Raw genomic sequence first — 17,110 nt, forward strand, 5'->3', positions numbered from 1 at the left:
TCAAGCGGCCAGGGCGGCCTGCAGGAACCTCAGTCCCCGTGGGCTGGCTCCAGCGCACGCAGGTGGGCCATGGTGGCCAGGCAGGCCTGGGCCACTTCCGTGCCCTTCTTCACGAAGTGCTCGCGGAAGAAGCGCAGGTGCTCTTCGTGCTCGTGGAAGTCGCGCGGGGTGAGCACGGCGCTCATCACGGGCACCTCGGTGTCGAGCTGCACGCGCATCAGGCCGTCGATGACGGCCGTGGTCACGAATTCATGGCGGTAGATGCCGCCGTTGACCACGAGCGCGCAGGCTACGATGGCGTCGTAGCGCCCGCTTTGCGCCAGCTTCTTGGCCAAAAGCGGGATCTCGAACGCACCCGGCACGTCGAAATGCTCGACCTGGCCAGCGGGCAGGCCGCTGCGGGCGAATTCCGCCACGGCCGCATCGCGGGCCTGGTGGACGATGTCCCGGTGCCAGCTGGCGCAGATCAGCGCCACGCGCTCGCTGCGCGCTGCGCCGTTGTCGCCCATGGCAGTGACGGCTCGGGAAGGAAAAGGCTGATTCATGGATTTTCTCGGATCGAAGAAAAGGATTACCAGAATCAGGGCGCGCGCGAACAAGGCGTCTGCACACGGCATGGCGCACGCGCGGGCAGGCCGCACGGCGGTGCCGGCCCGAAAACCGGCCGCGCCTAGCGGCACCTGATCCACGCGGGCGCCCACACCAGCGGCAGGGGCCCATGGCTTCGCGATCTCTTTCATCCGGACTGTGACCGTCGGCTCTGGCATCGCACCAGATCTGCTGGACCCCGCTGCGCCTGGCATGCATCCGAAGATGCACCGGCCAGTTGCAACGGGCGCTCGCGGGCTGCTGCGCGGCCCTGGATGGCCCAAGACTGCACAGATACCGCCGGTGGGGAATTGCACCCCGCCCTGAGAACGCTGCCGGACGGAAAGCTTTTCTGCCCGGCACCGCCATTCTAGGTAAAAACCCGCGTTCTTGCAGTCGCCTGCAAGACCAGCATGGCGTCAACGCGGCTTTTCGAACCCGCCGTCTATCCAAGCCGTGGCGCTGGCCACCGTGAGCTTGAAGCCCGGCGACACGGGCACGCGCGCCAGCTCTTCGCCCAGCTCGTCCTGCGCACTCAGCGTGGCCGTGGCGCCCTCCTCGTCGGGCACGATGGCCAGCGCCACGCGCAGGCGCTGGCCCTGGGCGGTGGTGATGGCCAGGTTCTTGTTGAGCTGGGCGTGCAGCTGCTGTTCATGCCGGCGCAGCACCTCGCTGGCGGTCTTCACCAGGGTATTGAAGGCCGAGACATCGAGCGGCTTGGGGTTCTTCTTGTCGCGCCCCATGGTCCAGGGCCCCACCAGCGCGGGCTCGGCCTCGCCGTGCAGGGTCATGGACACGGCCCAGCCATCGTCATCCTCGTTCTTGATGACGCGCGCCATCCAGCGCTCGTCGCTCCACAGGCGGGGTTCGTTGATGGGTTCGGGGATGTCCTGGTGATCTGGCATGGGGGTCCCGCAGGGATTCAGAGAGAGAAGAAAGGGCGCAGAGCATAACGGCCTGCGGCCGGCACCCTCGTCATGCGGGGCTATCGGCGAAGGAATTGCCTCCATTTTCCAATAAGCGTTGTTATCGAAGAAGGAGGGGCGGCTGCAGCCGGATCACGGCGCGGCGTCGATGGACGGGGCCGCCGCCTCGCGCAGCACGTCGATGAAGGCCTGCGCGGCCGGTGTGGGCGACTCGCCCAGCCGCGTGATGAGGCCATAGTCCGGCATGCGGTCCGGCAGCTCCACCGGAATGCGGGCCAACAGCCCCTTGTGGATGTAGCGCTCCACCAGGGCCGAGGGCTGCAATGAGAGCATGTCGGTCGCCTGCATCATCTCCAGTGCGAACAGGAAAGAAGGGGTCTCGACCACGCCCGAAGCGAGCGCCAGCCCGTTGCGCCCGAAGATGTCGTCGGACACCTTGCGCAAGGCGGTCGAGGCAGGGTACAGGATCCAGGGCCAGTGGGACAGCTCCGCCATGCCCAGGTCGCGAACGCCGCGCAGCGGGTGGTGCACGCCCGCCACCACCTGCAGCGGCTCGCTGGACAGGCGCTCGTACTGGAACTGTGTTCGCTGCGCGTCGTCGGTGAAGCGCCCGATCATGAGGTCGATCTTGCGCTCCCCCAGCCAGGCGATGAGCTGGTCGCTGCTCTGCTCCAGCACCTTGAGCACCAGCAACGGGCGCAGGCGCTGTATCTCGGCCACCGAGGTGATCAGCACATGCGCAGCCGACCCTGTGATGGCGCCTATGGTGAGGTGGCCATGCCCGCCTTGCTTGAGCGCATTGAACTCTTCCACGAATTTGCGGTGCCCGGCCAGCGAGGAGGCGGCATAGCGCAAGGTGAACAGACCCAGTTCGTTGGGCCGCATGCCGCGCGAGAGGCGCTCGAACAGGCGCGATTCGAGGATCTCCTCGATGTCCATCAGGATCTTGGTGGCCGCCGGCTGGGTGATGTGCATCTGCTCGGCCGTCAGGCGCAGGTTGCGCGTCTGGCCCAGGATGTCCAGAAACTGCAGGTGCCGGAAACGCAGCCTCGCGCAGGCCTGCGCCATGGACAGGGGCTTGCCCGGAAACGGGCCTGAAGTCATAAGCATTTGGAATGGATGCTAGCAAAAAAGTGAGTGGACCCGGCAAGGCCCAAAACCTAATCTCTGCCTTGCGTTCAGGAGGGTCCGTCAGAGACCTGATGGCGCCGATGGGGCAGCCCACCGTGTCCAGCCATTCCATATTTGGAGACATTCATGAAGTTCAAAGCCTTGGCCCTGGCGGCCACGATCCTGGCCGCCGTGGCCGCTCCGGTTTCTGCACAGATCAAGGAACACGTGTTCAAGGTGGGCATCGGCCTCAACGATGACCATCCGCAGGCGCTGGCCGTCAAGCACTTTGCCGAGCAGCTCTCAGCCAAGAGTGGCGGCAAGCTGGTGGCCAAGCTGTATGCGAGCGGGTCGCTGGGCAACGACGTGACCATGACCTCGGCGCTGCGCGGCGGCACCCTGGAGATGACGATTCCCGACAGCTCGACCCTGATGTCGCTGATCAAGCCCTTCGGCGTGCTGAACCTGCCCCTGACCTTCAACACCGAGCAGGAAGCCGATGCTGTGCTCGATGGCCCCTTCGGCCAGAAGCTGCTGGCCAAGCTGCCTGAAAAAGGCCTGGTGGGCCTGGGCTTCTGGGAGAACGGGTTTCGCCATGTCACCAATTCGCGCCGCCCGATCACCAAGGCCGATGACCTGGCCGGCCTGAAGCTGCGCGTGATCCAGAGCCCCCTGTTCCTGGACACCTTCAACGCCCTCGGGGCCAACGCCACGCCCATGCCCTTCACCGAGCTGTATTCGGCGATGGAGCAGGCCGCCGTAGATGGTCAGGAGAACCCGCCCGCCACCATCCTGTCGAGCAAGTTCTATGAGGTGCAAAAGCACCTGGTGCTGTCGCGCCACATGTACAGCGCCTGGGTGCTGCTGATGTCCAAGAAGGCCTGGGATGGCCTCTCGGCCCAGGAGCAGAAGATCGTGCAGGAGGCGGCGCGCGAGGCCACGCTGTTCGAGCGCAAGACCATCCGCGCCTTCAGCGAGACGGCCCTGGGCGAGCTCAAGAAGGCGGGCATGCAGGTGACCGAACTGTCGCCGGCCGAGCAAGCCAGGATGCGCGCCAAGCTGCAGCCGGTGCTGGCCAAGTACGGCAAGGAATTCGGGGAAGAGACGACGGGCGAGCTGAACGCCGAACTGGCCAAGGTGCGCGGCACCGCCAAGTGATCGCGGCCGGCGCGGGCACCGCCCCGCGCCAGCGCGACAGCCCTTCTCCCCCCTTTTCAGAAGCCACGCCATGGACAAGACACCCCGCCGCCCGTTTCGCTCGCGCGAGTGGTTCGCCGACCCCGAGCGCTCGGACATGACCGCGCTCTACCTCGAACGCTTCATGAACTACGGGCTCACACCCGACGAGCTGCGCTCGGGCCGGCCCATCATCGGCATTGCGCAGACGGGCAGCGATCTGTCGCCCTGCAACCGCATCCACGTCGAGCTGGCGCGGCGCGTGCGTGACGGCATCCGCGATGCCGGCGGCATTCCGATGGAGTTCCCGGTGCACCCGATCTTCGAGAACTGCCGCCGCCCCACGGCCGCGCTGGACCGCAACCTGGCCTACCTGGGTCTGGTGGAGATCCTGTACGGCTACCCCATCGATGCCGTGGTGCTGACCACGGGCTGCGACAAGACCACGCCGGCCGGCATCATGGCGGCTTCCACCGTCGACATACCGGCCATCGTGCTCTCGGGTGGCCCCATGCTGGACGGCTGGCACGACGGCGAGCTGGTGGGCTCGGGCACCGTGATCTGGCGCAGCCGCCGCCAGCTGGCGGCGGGTGAGATCGACGAAGAGGAATTTCTGCAGCGCGCCTGCAGCAGCGCCCCTTCGGCTGGCCACTGCAACACCATGGGCACGGCCTCCACCATGAACGCGGTGGCCGAAGCCCTGGGCCTGTCGCTGCCGGGGTGTGCCGCTATACCGGCGCCGTACCGCGAACGCGGCCAGATGGCCTACGAGACCGGGCGGCGCATCGTCGAGATGGCCTTCGAGGACCTGCGGCCCTCGCGCATCCTGAGCCGTGAGAGCTTTCTCAATGCGCTGTCGGTGGTCAGCGTGGCAGGCGGCTCCAGCAATGCGCAGGTGCACATCATGGCCATGGCGCGGCATGCCGGCGTCAACCTGCGGCCGGAGGACTGGACCACCCACGCCTACGACCTGCCGCTGCTGCTCAACATGCAGCCCGCCGGCAAGTTCCTGGGCGAGCGCTTTTTCCGCGCGGGAGGTGTTCCTGCCCTGATGTGGGAACTGCAGCAGGCCGGGCGGCTGCGGGGCGACTGCCTGAGCGTGACCGGCAAGCCCGTGGCCGACAACCTGCACGGCCGCGAGACCCGCGACCGCGAAGTGATCTTCCCCTTCGCGGCGCCCTTGATGCACAAGGCCGGCTTCCTGGTGCTCAGGGGCAATCTGTTCGACTTCGGGATCATGAAGACCTCGGTGATTTCCGAAGCCTTTCGCCAGCGTTACCTGAGCCGGCCCGGCGAAGAGGGCATCTTCGAGGCCCGCGCCGTCGTGTTCGACGGGGCCGACGACTACCACGCGCGCATCAACGACCCGGCGCTGGGCATCGACGAAGGCTGCATCCTGGTCATGCGCGGTGCCGGCCCCATCGGCTGGCCGGGCTCGGCCGAGGTGGTCAACATGCAGCCGCCCGACGCCCTGATCCGGCGCGGCATCACCACCTTGCCCACCCTGGGGGACGGCCGCCAGTCCGGCACGGCCGACAGCCCCTCGATCCTCAACGCCTCGCCCGAGAGCGCGGTGGGCGGCGGCCTGTGCTGGCTGCACAGCGGCGACACCATCCGCATCGACCTCACGGCCGGCCGCTGCGATGCGCTGGTGGCGCCCGAAGAGATCGCACGCCGCCGCCGCGAAATGCCGGCGCCCCCGGTGCCCAAAAGCCAGTCGCCCTGGGAGGCGCTGTACCGCGAGAAGACCGGGCAACTGGTCGACGGCGCCACGCTGGACTTTGCCCTCGATTACCGCCGCATCTCAGAAACGACACCGCGCCACAACCACTGACACGGATTTGCCTTCAACCGTCTAACGTCGTTGGAAAGCCTTGCCGTGCCAAAGCACTGTCTGCGGCTTCCCGCCTAGTTATACGGCTGTATGCAAATCCGCAGGAGCCCTGCATAGCTGCGCCCGCCCCAGGGTGGCGCAGCACCGATTTCGACCTTCCAAGGAATTCTCGATGAGTGAAACAACAGCGGCCGCCGTGGCCGGTGCGGCGACGCACGCCCATATCCTGCCCGACGACGGCCTGGCCGGCACCCTGGTGGGCCGCGCCTGGGTCGATGGCAGCCCGCCTGGGCCCGCCGTGGTGGCGCTGCGCGCCGATGGCGTCTATGACCTGAGCCAGCACTACCCCACCATGAGCACCCTGCTGGACACGCCCCGGCCCGCCGAGGCGGCGCAGGCGGCCTCGGGCCGGTACCTGTGCAGCGTGCTGGAACTGCTGGCCAACAGCCAGCCCGGCCTGCGCGATACGGCGCGCCCCTGGCTGCTGGCGCCCTGCGACCTGCAGGTGGTGAAGGCGGCCGGCGTGACCTTTGCGGCCAGCCTGATCGAGCGGGTGATCGAAGAGCAGGCGCGGGGCGACGCCAGCCGCGCCCAGGGCCTGCGCAGCCAGGTGATTGGCCTCATCGGCGACAGCCTGGCCGACATCCGGCCGGGCTCGGACCAGGCCATGGCCTTGAAGGCGCTGCTGCAGCACAAGGGCCTGTGGTCCCAGTACCTCGAAGTGGGCATCGGCCCCGATGCCGAGGTGTTCACCAAGGCCCCCGTGCTGGCCTCGGTGGGCACGGGCGAGGACATCGGCATCCGCGCCGACTCGGCCTGGAACAACCCCGAACCCGAGGTGGTGCTGGCGGTGAACAGCCGTGGCGACATCGTGGGCGCCACCCTGGGCAACGACGTCAACCTGCGCGACATCGAAGGCCGCAGCGCGCTGCTGCTGGGCAAGGCCAAGGACAACAATGCCTCCTGCGCCATCGGCCCCTTCATCCGCCTGTTCGATGCCCGCTTCGGCCTGGACCAGGTGCGCAGCGAAACCGTGCACCTGCGCGTGGCGGGCGCGGACGGCTATGAGCTGCGCGGCATCAACACCATGGCCAGCATCAGCCGCGACCCGGTCGACCTGGTGGCCCAGACCCTGGCCGCGCACCAGTACCCCGATGGTTTCATGCTGTTCCTGGGCACCCTGTTCGCACCCATTGAGGACCGCGACCAGCCCGGTGGCGGCTTCACCCACAAGCTGGGCGACGTGGTCACCATCCAAAGCGCCTGGCTCGGCGCCCTGCACAACACCGTGGCCCACAGCGAGACGGCACCCCCCTGGCGCTTCGGCCTAAGGGCCTTCATCACCAACCTGGCCGCGCGCGGCCTGCTGCAAGGCACGGTGCTCTGAAGAAGCGGTCGTTCAGCCATTCAAGAGGCAACAAATACATGCTCGACACTTTCATCGACCGCTACGTCCGCGCCATCAACCTGCTCATCGCGCTGGCGCTGGCCGCCATGGTGGTGCTGGTATTCGGCAACGTGGTGCTGCGCTACGTCTTCAATTCCGGCATCACGGTCAGCGAAGAGCTTTCGCGCTGGCTTTTCATCTGGATCACCTTCCTCGGTGCGGTGGCCGCCATCAAGGAGAACGCCCATCTGGGTACGGACATGCTGGTGTCCCGGTTGCCCGTGAAAGGCAAGAAGGTCTGCATGGTGCTTGGGCAGGTGCTCATGCTCTACATCACCTGGCTGTTCTTCGAAGGCAGCTACAAGCAGATGAAGATCAACTGGGACGTGGAGGCACCGGTCACCGGGTTCTCGATGGCCTTCTTCTACGCCTCGGGCGTGGTGTTCTCGGTGTGCGCAGGCTTCCTGCTGGTGCTGCAGTTTCTGCGCGTGCTGACCGGCAGGCTCAGCGAAGGCGAACTGGTGATGGTCAAGGAGTCCGAAGAGCAGGCCGAACTGGAGGCCCTGCAGGCCGAACTCGCACGCGAAAACGCCGCCCCCGCAAAACCGGAGACAAGAACATGACCGTGCTGATTTTTCTCGGCGGCCTGCTCGGCGCCATGGCCCTGGGCATCCCCATCGCCTATGCGCTGCTGGCCTCAGGCGTCGGCCTGATGTGGCACCTCGATCTGTTCGACTCCCAGATCCTGGCGCAGAACTTCATCAACGGCGCGGACAGCTTTCCGCTGCTGGCCGTGCCCTTCTTCATGCTGGCCGGCGAGATCATGAACGTGGGCGGCCTGTCGCAGCGCATCGTGAACTTCGCGCTGGCGCTGGTCGGGCATGTCAAAGGGGGGCTGGGCTATGTGGTGATCCTGGCGGCATGCCTGCTGTCCTCGCTGTCGGGCTCGGCCGTGGCCGACGCTGCGGCACTGACGGCGCTGCTGCTGCCCATGATGATCAAGGCCGGCCACAAGAAGGAGGTGTCGGGCGGGCTGATCGCGGCCTCGGGCGTCATCGGGCCCATCATCCCGCCGAGCATCGGCTTCGTGATCTTCGGCGTGGCGGCCAACGTCTCCATCAGCAAGCTGTTCATCGCCGGCATCTTTCCCGGCATCATGATCGGCCTGGGCCTGGCGGCCACCTGGTGGTGGGTGGGGCGCAAGGAGGTGCTGGCCCTGCCCGAGAAAAAGAGCACGGCCGAGATCTGGCGCGCGGCACGCGAATCGGTCTGGGCCCTGACGCTGCCGGTGTTCATCCTGGTGGGCCTGCGCATGGGCGTATTCACGCCGACCGAGGCTGCCGTGGTGGCGGCCGTCTACTCGCTTTTCGTGGCCAGCGTCATCTACCGCGAGCTACCGCTGTCCGCGCTGCTGCCGATCTTCACCACCGCCGCCAAGACCACCGCCGTGGTGATGTTCCTCGTGGCCGCGGCCATGGTGTCGTCGTGGCTGATCACGGTGGCCAACCTGCCGACCCAGATGGTCGAGTTGCTCAAGCCCCTGATGGGCAACCAGACGCCGCTGCTGATCGCGATCATGGTGCTGGTGATGCTGGTGGGCACCGCGATGGACATGACGCCCACCATCTTGATCCTCACCCCGGTGCTGATGCCCGTGGTCAAGGCCGCCGGGATCGACCCGGTCTACTTCGGCGTGCTGTTCATCATCAACAACTCGATCGGCCTGGTCACCCCGCCGGTGGGCACCATCCTGAACGTGGTGGCCGGGGTGGGGCGCATGAAGATGGACGAGGTGACCCGGGGCGTGCTGCCCTTCATGGCAGCCCAGTTCGCAGTGATGTTCATCATGGTGCTGTTTCCGCAGACGGTGCTGGCGCCGCTGCGCTGGCTCACGGGCTGACCCGCAGGCACGTGCTCCCGACAGGAGATTGCCAGAATTTCCTGGATCGGGAGCGGCTTTTGGCGTGCAATCCCTTCTCCTGCCAGAGCCCACCTAACTGGAGATACGCGCCATGCCCGATTTCTACATGCCCTTGTCCGGACCCGTGAACCAGGCCTTCCAGTACTGGACGAAGATGACGATGGGCCAGGTCGGCCTGATCAACATCAACATGGGCAAATCCTCGGACCCCGCGCTCGAGCAGAAGATCATCGAGGACGTGGGCAGCTACGGGCGCCAGATAGGACAGTTGAGCGACGCGCTGCTGGCCGTGCTGCAGCACATGAAGACCGAGTCCTGGGATGAAGAGTCGAAGGCGGCCGTGCAGGCCTTCCGCGAACAGGTGAGGCAAGTGGCCAAACTCAAGGAGCGCCAGCGGGCCAGCCAATGACCCAAGCGGTCGCAGCGCTGCAGCGGCCGAATCGAAGCCGACCCGCCAGAGATGGCTTTCAATCCTTGAGCAGGGCCCACAATTTCTCGTGCGCCGCCCACTGCATATCGGGTGTTTCGTCGCCCCCGGTCAGCACCGAGTAGACCCCACCCAGCATGGGGCGTATAACCATTGCATGCGGCGCCAGAATATCCATGGCCTGTTCGGAAGTTTTGCCAAAAGCTTCCGAGATCAGCCCTGCATCCCAGAAGTTGACTGAGCGGATGAATCTGATGGGCCCGCGCTGCGAACCTGGTTCGCTCCGATCCAGGAATGGCTGTTCCGATCCGGCATGCAACCGGCAGGCGCCGAATGCGGCAATGTACTGAGGTAGATAGTCCTGCACCAATGCAGCGTGCTGTTGGGCCGACACCCGTTTGGCGTTGTAGTCCAGGTTGAAAATGTCGTTGGGCGCATAGTTTGGTGCTCGCAGCCCATAAATGGCGTTGACAAATATCGCAGGGGCGCCGATCAAACGTGTAAGCGAGCATATTGCAGACAGGCTCGACCCTGGATCCGGCGCGGCAGGCACGGGCGTGCCACCCAAACCAAAAGGCTTTGGAATAGCGACCATCGCGCCCATCAAATTGGAATGCCGCTCCTCGATGGAAACCTTCGGATCAGCCCGTGTGGTGAGTTGGATGGTCCAGCGCATGCGTATATACCTCAGGCAATCGGCGTATTAAACCATCGCTATTGCAGCAGGATGCAGCCGAAGTCTTGCACGGAATCTCCAGGTCGACACAATGCTGCGATCTCAGCATCAGGTCTTTGCCGCCGCTGCGAGCGTCGTACACAGAACTTGGAAGCAAGACGCCGTGGCGCTAAAGTCCGCCGATGACTCCACATCGAAACTTGATGCATGCCCCCTGACCTCCAGCGCGACAAGAATTGGAAACTTCGGTACCGCGAGGCCTTGAAACGCGCACGTGCCTCAAGCCCCCTCTAGCTCGCCACCGCTGGCGAACCACTGCCATGCCAGCCGTCAAGAAACCACCCTGGCCGACCTGCACTGCCACCCCAGGAGCGGCTTCAGGTACTGTTCGTCTGCAGCCGCAACCAGTGGCGCAGCCCCACCGCCGAAACAGTCTGGCGCAACCATCCCCTGCTGTCCGTGCGGCCTGCGGGCACCAGCCCCAACGCACGGCACCCGGTGTCCGAACGGGACTTGCAGTGGGCCCAGACCATCTTCGTGATGGAAGAAAAGCACAAGTCCCGCCTGCTGGCGGAATTCGGCCGCATTCTTGAACACAAGCCATCCATGTGCTCGACATACCCGATGAGTACCAGTACATGGATCCGGATCTGGTAGCGGAGCTGGAACTCTCGGTCGGTGCCATTCTGGGCATTGATGACGACGCAGCATAGCCCCCGCGCTGGCCGGCTGATGATCAGTCTGTGAGCCGGTACGCCAGCACCTTGAGCGAGCGTTCCTGCGACACATCGGCAAACACCGCCGGATTCGCCACGCGTTCCACAAACTCCAGCTCCGGCGCGATCTCGCGCATCTGGTCCTTGAGAAAGGCCGTGTCCAACTCAGGCGCATTCAGGCACAGCAGCGCATGGCCGCCCGGGATCAGCAGGTCGGGCAGGCGGCGCATCAGGCGCGCGTAGTCCTTGGTGGCGACGAAGCTGCCGCGCTGGAAGCTCGGCGGGTCCACGATCACCAGGCCGTAGGGCCCGCCGCGCGTGATCTTGCCCCAGGTCGAGAAGATGTCGTGCGCGAGGAAGCTCGCGCCGGTGGTGAGGCCGTTGAGCTGGTGGTTCTGCTGGCCGATGGCGATGGCGCCCTGGGCCATGTCCACGTTGACTACCTGTTTCGCGCCGGCCTGCAGGGCCACCACCGAGAAGGCGCAGGTGTAGGCGAACAGGTTGAGCACCTTGAGGCCGTAGCGGTCGGCGCTGCGCGCAGCGGCATAGTCGCGCACCCAGCGGCGGCCCTCTGCCATGTCGAGGAACAGGCCGTGGTTCTGGCCCCGGGCCACGTGCACGCGGTAGCGGGCGCCCTGCTCGGTGACGACATGCGGGTCGGGCACGCTGCCGGCCATCAGCCGCGTTTCGCTGCGGCCCTCGTGCCGGGTCTGGAAGACCCAGTTCAGCGGCTCGCCCGGGTGCAATTGCTCCCAGCGCGCGCTCAGGGCGGCGCTGATGGTGTCCAGTTCCTCTTCGGCCACGGGCTGGAAGCTGGTGAGCACCCACACGGGCGGAAACACGTCCAGCACCCAGTGCTCAGAGCCCGGATACAGGCCGCCACGGCCGTGGAACACGCGCTGGGCGTCGGTGGGCATGGGGGCCATCGTGGCGATGGCGTTCAACAGGGCTTGCATCAAAAGGAAGGGGGAATGCGGAGCAGGGAGTGTATGCACTGTGCGCCACGCAAAGCGCCCGGCGATGCCGGGCGCTTTTCAATTCGGTCCCTCGTATTTCCGCAAATTAATGTCGTAAACCATAGGCAAGCGTTTAAGCCGCTTTGCCGCGAGCGTCCTTCATTGCAGCAGACACTAGAGTCGTAAACCTGAGATCTCAAACGCCCCGGTTCAAATACATCGAGCCTGGGTAAAGCACGCGGAGGAGCGGAGAAAGGTGGGGAACGTGCTCTGCGAGCGTTTGCACCATCAGTGTTTCAAGCTTCCGGTCCACACCAGATCTTGCCCAAGACCTCAGCCAGACCCTGCACAGGTGTACCCAGACTTGTTCATCTTCTTTGCCTACGCTCTCGCCGAGACAGATCACAAGTTGCCCCAGGGCATCAATGTGCGCAGAAGCAGCAAAATCCTGGAGCGCGTCAGAAACCCACCAGGCGCCGGAACGGAAGAAATCCCGCGTCTCATCGGCGTTAAAGGCAAACAGGAAAGCGCGACCGTCGAGTGAGCGCCAGTCGCACATAACGCTTAGGACGGTGAAAGTATGTGAGTCGTAAGTCTGGCAGAAAAGCTTAGAACGTCTTGCCCAGTTCAGACGAGCTAGTCCTGCACCTGCAAGTGGGACCTTCCCCTCCGCGTACCTTTTGAAATATTCCGGAACGCGAGTCAAATTTTGGGATGCTTCGGGATCGTCTTTTTCGATCCATCTCCTGCTCATTGAGTAATAGGAGACGCCAAGGTCCTGCTGCAGGGCCCGGAAGGCCAAAGCACATTGAAGTCTTTCGCAGAGCGGTGTGCGGCGTCTTCCCATAGCTTCTCTCCAACGGGTCATCTTCGGAGACAGTGCAAATACGGCAGCTTTTTTTGCATTTTGAACGCTAGCGTTTTTTTTTGAACCGGGCAACGATAGCAAAGATATCACCCAACCACGCCGCGCGCCTATCACGGCCTGGCACCCCTGCCATTCTGAGCATTTCAACAACGCCTGCTTTGACATGTACGACTTATCGCGGCAAACGATATGACGCAAAAAAGCTTCGGAGCGCTTATCTACGAATTGCGCCTGAGACTCGATGTAAGCCAACGATGGCTGGCTCTTCGAGTACGCCAACCTCACTCAATTATTTGCGACCTCGAGAATTCGAGGCGCCTGCCTCCAAGTGAAGAGGCAGTACGCGCAATCGCGCAGGCACTAGAGGCAACGCCTGCCGATGCCGAAGAACTGCTGGAAGCAGCCTTTCGCGAACGGGCTGCAATTGGGCTGAAGGTTGCAAGAGCTACACCCCGCCATGTAGCCGAGCTGCTGAGGGAGATTGCAGCACTTAGTCATCAACTTTCGCAGACACAGACCCGCTCACTAAGCCAGCACCTCCAGGAGGTATCTATGAAATAAGAAACGGCAGGACCCCCAATAGGAAGCCCCGCCGCCCGGAGCTCAGACCTAAGTCTTCGCGATTCGCACCCCAGAGACTATCAGATCTGACGCGCCGGTGGTGGATCGTTCGCGCCACACAGGCGAACACACATCAGGGTCAGATCTATGAAAACACCAAATCGTCGCACCCCGTGGGGGGCGAAGGCTATATCACGTCTCCGTGGAAGCACTCGCAACGAAGCCGCATATCACGCGCGATTCACCCGGCACCCGAAGCATCGCGGTTCACCCAGCGAACACCGCACGCAAGCCATCCACATAACGATCGAACAATCGCGTTGGATTTTGATCGATCTCGCCAGGTCATCATCTTGGTCTCCTGCGCCTTTAATCGAAGGTTGCCCCCCCCGCAAGCTCGAAGAATTTCATTCGCCAGCGGTAGTTTGGCTAATGTGGATGGAGATGTCGATCTATGGATGGCCAGAACTACAGTGGCCGAGCACGACCCGCAAAGACGGCACTCGTCTTTACGCGCCGTCGCACCAATTTCGCAAGTCTTTGCGCCGCGCCGCGCTCCATGAATTCGCCTATCTGTCGCGCAACGTCACTGCTGCTCCACGAACAAGTCGTTCAGAAGGCAACCGCAGAAAGTGGAGCTCCCCAGGTTGGCAGCCACCACAGCGACTGCTTCTGACTCAGTTGGCTCAAGTATTCGGAGGATCTGGGTTTCCTACGGTTTGTTCCGTGGCCGGAGTCTATGAAGAATCATCATTTACTGGACTGCGTGCACGACCCCAAAAAAGAGCAGCCCGGAGGTTGAAGTGAGAACCGAAAAACGCTTCACGCCCAAGGTGCTAGATCGGTTTCTTCGCGAGGGGCGAGGAACTGGGACATATCAGTCATACATCCCGCATCACCGAGTCTCCCGCAGCGATCCTGCCAGCATGGGGAGGTCTCATTTGATCAATTGGCGAGGCCGCCAACGCGAGCTGCTTTCCGACGGTGAATGGTCAGGCCTGACGTTTGCTAGCCACTTGAAGAATCTCCTCGACCTAGTCGAGCAGTTTCCATTGAGTATCAGACCTGCGAAATTCGAGCTCTGCCGGTGGGATGTTCGGGCCAGAGATACAGAATGTCCAGGCACCGAAGCACTAGCAAAAAAACTCGGCATCAGGCACCCAATGGTCCATGACAAGGACGACCATGCCATCTGGATCCCAACCACCGATCTACTCTTGGTCTTGCTCAACGGTGGGGGTTTCTTGGAGCTGTTGGCCGTCTCCTGGAAACCAGGATCATTTTCCGACTTGAGCAAGAGAGCTGTTGAGCTACTGCGGCTGGAGAAAACTTACTGGGAAGTACGTGGAGTCAGGTGGTTACTAATCACCTCAGAGACATACGCAAAATCAGTGGCTTTGACTCTGCTCCGGACATCTAGTTGGGGGCTCGCCGACGAATCCCCCGATAGTCACATTCAACTCGCATGCACAGTCGCACGCGCCATGTGCGATTCTTCCCAGACTCTAGTCACCAGCCAACTCGCGCATGAGCTTGGCGGGGATCAGTACCCAGCCCAAAAGGCGCTGTGGCAAGCAGTCTGGCGAGGTGAACTTCCCATTGATTTGCGTAGAGGTTGGCGACCTCACCAGCCGCTGAGTCAAATCAGTTCAGCGGAGTTTGTCTCGCTCAACCCTATCGCATCCGGGAGGACTGCATGGATCTAGCGCACAACCAAGCATTTCACTTGCTCGTCTCTGAGTGCGGCTTAAACGCCGGCCTGTACCGCGTCATCCTCAATGGTCCCTACGAGCACACGGTCATTGTCTTGATGAAGCCGGACGACCCTAATTTCAGGAAGCCGGGTGGTCGTCCAAAGTCCAAGAATCCTAAACGCTTAAACCGTCCAAAGCAGCCCCAACTGATGGGCCAACTGAAGTGGGTTCGCAAGACAGATTTGATGCAGTTGCTTGCAGATCACAGTGTGGTCCCAATCGAACTGAAACTGCCCTCGAAATACCACGAGCAGGATGAACCGCTCAGACACAACGAAGAGTATCAGCATCGATGCGAGGTCATGGCGAGCTTCCTGGACTACGTGCGTTTGGAAGAGTCGCTCCTTGTGCATCGCGGTCTAGGAGGGCTTATAAGAGATGCTATGGACAGGCACGGGGTTAGTGAGAGACACGTCAGAGATCTTTGGTCACTCCTGTGCGTTCTAGGCCTCACTACGAAGAGCCTGCTACTTGGATACGACCGATGCGGCGCACCGGGTGAAAAGCGCTACGTCGACGAAGGCGGTACGCGAAAAAAATCTGGGCGCAAAACACAGGCGCAACGGATTCACCATAAGTATTTCGGATGCTGGGGCGAACCTATGCAACCGGGCATGAGCAAAGCATGGAGCGACATCATCATTGCGGTCGACAAACGCCAGCCAACGCCGAAAAAGTCGATGCGTGAAAGGTATGACCGAATCATCAAAGATGGCTTTAGTAAAAAGTACTGCTTCAATGAAAAAGGGGACATCGAGGTGGTGCCGCCCTTGCCGGGCGAGTATCCAAGTAAAACCCAAGTCAAGCGCGTTCTCACCGAAGAAGTGCAATGGCTGGAGAAGATTCTCCAAAAGACGAGTGCTGGCCACTTCCAACGCAGTCTGCGCGGGTTGTCCGGAGTCAGTTGGCAGGACGCTGCCGGGCCTGGCCATGTCTATGCGATCGACTCGACGATTGGCGACATCTACCTCCGGTCTTCAATCAACCCCGCCTGGATCATTGGCAGACCGATTGTCTATGTCATCGTAGACGTATGGTCAACGGCTGTGGTTGGCTTCTACGTCTGCCTCTCCGGCCCTAGCTGGACGACTGCCCGTATTAGCCTGCTGAACATTGTCGCCCCCACGCAGGTCATGGCAACACTGTGGAATTACGCGATGCGACAGTCGCTGGATCCACTCCCGACCATTCCCTACAGACTGATGTGCGACCGCGGTGAATACCTATCGATAGCAGCCAAGGCGACGGGGGCAGATGTGACGATGAATTTGAGCTACGCCCCTCCGTTCCGGCCAGATCTAAAAGGCGTCGTAGAGGTCATGCATCGAATCATGAAGGACGTTCAATACAACTTCATGCCTGGAGCGATGGATGCACGGCGCAAAGAGTACGACCTCAGAAGGTCGAACCCTTCTGAGGCAACCATGACCGTTCAGCACTACATGCACTTTCTCTCCGAGTGCTTCTTCCGCTACAACTTGACTGCTGATCGAAAGAAGCGTGTTGACGCACACATGATTGCCGATGGCGTCTACCCTTCGCCGGCCGGACTATGGCGGTGGGGTCATGCGGTCGGCATCGGCTACCGAAAAGTGGTGCCGTTCGTCGAATCGGTTTCGCGCCTGCTCCCAGCAGAAGCCGCATGGATAACGAAGCGTGGCGTTTGCTTTGACGGGGACTACTACTCATGCCCAGAGGCCGAGCAAGAGCAATGGTCAACGTACGCGCGCAACCATGGCGTGCAACGTATCACGGCCTATCCCTACCCCGGCTCCAACTCACTAATTTGGACGCCAAACCGGTCGGGGGATGGGATGCTTGAACTCGCCATCTCGGATCACTCTCTGGCAGCTCCAGGACTAACCCGTGATGAGAAGGCTGATGCATTCGCCTATCAACTGCTGCAGTCCGCTGATATCAACCATCAGGCCGTTGTCGAGAGCGTCAAAGCCCTGCAACGTATGGACAACATCAAAGCCCGTGCGGCCAAACAAACACAAGATGCGCTCGCCCAAACTAGGGGTCCTGTGCCAACAATCAAGGAAGCTCGGGCTATGGAAAAAGGCATCGCCGCCGCGTCCGATCTTGGCTCAGCGGGCATCTGTGGTACTCCTGAGGTTCGCTCCGAAGCTCAGCAATGCCACGAGGAAATGATGACCGACATCTACTCCCAAATGAATGCGGCGCCACATGAAATCACATCCTAGCTC

At 62.5% G+C, this 17,110-nt stretch carries 14 protein-coding genes and 1 riboswitch; of the genes, 8 read left to right on the top strand and 6 right to left on the bottom strand.

The features are described 5' to 3' along the window. Positions 1-29: 29 nt before the first annotated feature. From ACSQ9E_RS21835 to ACSQ9E_RS21845, 3 genes are all read right to left on the bottom strand, one after another. On the bottom strand, positions 30-545 hold the full coding sequence (locus tag ACSQ9E_RS21835) for a 6,7-dimethyl-8-ribityllumazine synthase (RefSeq protein WP_436219181.1): 516 nt from the start codon (positions 543-545) through the stop codon (positions 30-32). Between the two features lie 179 nt (positions 546-724). Next, a riboswitch (FMN riboswitch) is annotated at positions 725-923 on the bottom strand. Positions 924-1,007: 84 nt separating this feature from the next. After that, the gene (locus tag ACSQ9E_RS21840) at positions 1,008-1,493 is read right to left on the bottom strand and encodes a hypothetical protein (RefSeq protein ID WP_057201308.1); all 486 of its coding nucleotides are present in this window, start codon (positions 1,491-1,493) and stop codon (positions 1,008-1,010) included. A gap of 153 nt (positions 1,494-1,646) precedes the next feature. After that, positions 1,647-2,624 (bottom strand): LysR family transcriptional regulator, encoded by a 978-nt coding sequence (locus tag ACSQ9E_RS21845; RefSeq protein WP_082604085.1) that lies wholly within the window; start codon positions 2,622-2,624, stop codon positions 1,647-1,649. A gap of 147 nt (positions 2,625-2,771) precedes the next feature. Between ACSQ9E_RS21845 and ACSQ9E_RS21850 the strand changes: the two genes are divergently transcribed. The 6 genes from ACSQ9E_RS21850 (at position 2,772) to ACSQ9E_RS21875 (ending at position 9,351) form a co-directional block, all read left to right on the top strand. Then, the gene (locus tag ACSQ9E_RS21850; protein ID WP_057201310.1) at positions 2,772-3,782 is read left to right on the top strand and encodes a TRAP transporter substrate-binding protein; all 1,011 of its coding nucleotides are present in this window, start codon (positions 2,772-2,774) and stop codon (positions 3,780-3,782) included. 70 nt (positions 3,783-3,852) lie between these two features. Further along, complete coding sequence (locus ACSQ9E_RS21855; protein ID WP_436219182.1) at positions 3,853-5,634, top strand: IlvD/Edd family dehydratase; 1,782 nt, start codon at positions 3,853-3,855, stop codon at positions 5,632-5,634. A gap of 172 nt (positions 5,635-5,806) precedes the next feature. Continuing rightward, positions 5,807-7,021: a fumarylacetoacetate hydrolase family protein gene (locus ACSQ9E_RS21860; protein ID WP_436219183.1), complete on the top strand. Its 1,215-nt coding sequence runs from the start codon at positions 5,807-5,809 to the stop codon at positions 7,019-7,021. 38 nt (positions 7,022-7,059) lie between these two features. After that, on the top strand, positions 7,060-7,644 hold the full coding sequence (locus ACSQ9E_RS21865) for a TRAP transporter small permease (protein WP_057201313.1): 585 nt from the start codon (positions 7,060-7,062) through the stop codon (positions 7,642-7,644). Further along, entirely contained in the window at positions 7,641-8,921 is a 1,281-nt protein-coding gene (locus ACSQ9E_RS21870; RefSeq protein ID WP_436219184.1) for a TRAP transporter large permease subunit, read from the top strand. The genes ACSQ9E_RS21865 and ACSQ9E_RS21870 overlap by 4 nt, the downstream gene beginning before the upstream one ends. Before the next feature lie 112 nt (positions 8,922-9,033). Then, positions 9,034-9,351: a hypothetical protein gene (locus tag ACSQ9E_RS21875; RefSeq protein ID WP_057201315.1), complete on the top strand. Its 318-nt coding sequence runs from the start codon at positions 9,034-9,036 to the stop codon at positions 9,349-9,351. 58 nt (positions 9,352-9,409) lie between these two features. On the opposite strand, the gene ACSQ9E_RS21880 is transcribed toward ACSQ9E_RS21875, so the two are convergent. The 3 genes from ACSQ9E_RS21880 to ACSQ9E_RS21890 all read right to left on the bottom strand — a co-directional run bounded on the left by ACSQ9E_RS21880 (position 9,410) and on the right by ACSQ9E_RS21890 (position 12,837). Further along, entirely contained in the window at positions 9,410-10,045 is a 636-nt protein-coding gene (locus ACSQ9E_RS21880; RefSeq protein ID WP_157412421.1) for a hypothetical protein, read from the bottom strand. Positions 10,046-10,781: 736 nt separating this feature from the next. Next, positions 10,782-11,717, bottom strand: coding sequence for a class I SAM-dependent methyltransferase (locus tag ACSQ9E_RS21885; RefSeq protein ID WP_436219185.1), 936 nt, complete (start codon positions 11,715-11,717; stop codon positions 10,782-10,784). 196 nt (positions 11,718-11,913) lie between these two features. Next, complete coding sequence (locus ACSQ9E_RS21890) at positions 11,914-12,837, bottom strand: hypothetical protein (RefSeq protein ID WP_162261387.1); 924 nt, start codon at positions 12,835-12,837, stop codon at positions 11,914-11,916. Here ACSQ9E_RS21890 and ACSQ9E_RS21895 point away from each other — a divergent pair. Next, complete coding sequence (locus tag ACSQ9E_RS21895) at positions 12,775-13,146, top strand: helix-turn-helix domain-containing protein (RefSeq protein ID WP_082604086.1); 372 nt, start codon at positions 12,775-12,777, stop codon at positions 13,144-13,146. The genes ACSQ9E_RS21890 and ACSQ9E_RS21895 overlap by 63 nt on opposite strands. Positions 13,147-14,842: 1,696 nt before the next feature. Then, positions 14,843-17,107 carry a DDE-type integrase/transposase/recombinase gene (locus tag ACSQ9E_RS21900; RefSeq protein WP_057201319.1) on the top strand — a complete coding sequence of 755 codons (2,265 nt, stop codon included), beginning with the start codon at positions 14,843-14,845 and terminating at the stop codon, positions 17,105-17,107. The last annotated feature ends 3 nt before the right edge of the window (positions 17,108-17,110 follow it).

Source organism: Acidovorax sp. LjRoot118, from assembly GCF_964253575.1.
GTDB lineage: Bacteria > Pseudomonadota > Gammaproteobacteria > Burkholderiales > Burkholderiaceae_C > Acidovorax.

Bases quoted from the DNA above. Each gene is read 5' to 3' on its own strand.
- ACSQ9E_RS21835 (WP_436219181.1), bottom strand. From the start codon at position 545: ATGAATCAGCCTTTTCCTTCCCGAGCCGTCACTGCCATGGGCGACAAC.
- ACSQ9E_RS21840 (WP_057201308.1), bottom strand. From the start codon at position 1,493: ATGCCAGATCACCAGGACATCCCCGAACCCATCAACGAACCCCGCCTG.
- ACSQ9E_RS21845 (WP_082604085.1), bottom strand. From the start codon at position 2,624: ATGCTTATGACTTCAGGCCCGTTTCCGGGCAAGCCCCTGTCCATGGCG.
- ACSQ9E_RS21850 (WP_057201310.1), top strand. From the start codon at position 2,772: ATGAAGTTCAAAGCCTTGGCCCTGGCGGCCACGATCCTGGCCGCCGTG.
- ACSQ9E_RS21855 (WP_436219182.1), top strand. From the start codon at position 3,853: ATGGACAAGACACCCCGCCGCCCGTTTCGCTCGCGCGAGTGGTTCGCC.
- ACSQ9E_RS21860 (WP_436219183.1), top strand. From the start codon at position 5,807: ATGAGTGAAACAACAGCGGCCGCCGTGGCCGGTGCGGCGACGCACGCC.
- ACSQ9E_RS21865 (WP_057201313.1), top strand. From the start codon at position 7,060: ATGCTCGACACTTTCATCGACCGCTACGTCCGCGCCATCAACCTGCTC.
- ACSQ9E_RS21870 (WP_436219184.1), top strand. From the start codon at position 7,641: ATGACCGTGCTGATTTTTCTCGGCGGCCTGCTCGGCGCCATGGCCCTG.
- ACSQ9E_RS21875 (WP_057201315.1), top strand. From the start codon at position 9,034: ATGCCCGATTTCTACATGCCCTTGTCCGGACCCGTGAACCAGGCCTTC.
- ACSQ9E_RS21880 (WP_157412421.1), bottom strand. From the start codon at position 10,045: ATGCGCTGGACCATCCAACTCACCACACGGGCTGATCCGAAGGTTTCC.
- ACSQ9E_RS21885 (WP_436219185.1), bottom strand. From the start codon at position 11,717: ATGCAAGCCCTGTTGAACGCCATCGCCACGATGGCCCCCATGCCCACC.
- ACSQ9E_RS21895 (WP_082604086.1), top strand. From the start codon at position 12,775: ATGACGCAAAAAAGCTTCGGAGCGCTTATCTACGAATTGCGCCTGAGA.
- ACSQ9E_RS21900 (WP_057201319.1), top strand. From the start codon at position 14,843: ATGGATCTAGCGCACAACCAAGCATTTCACTTGCTCGTCTCTGAGTGC.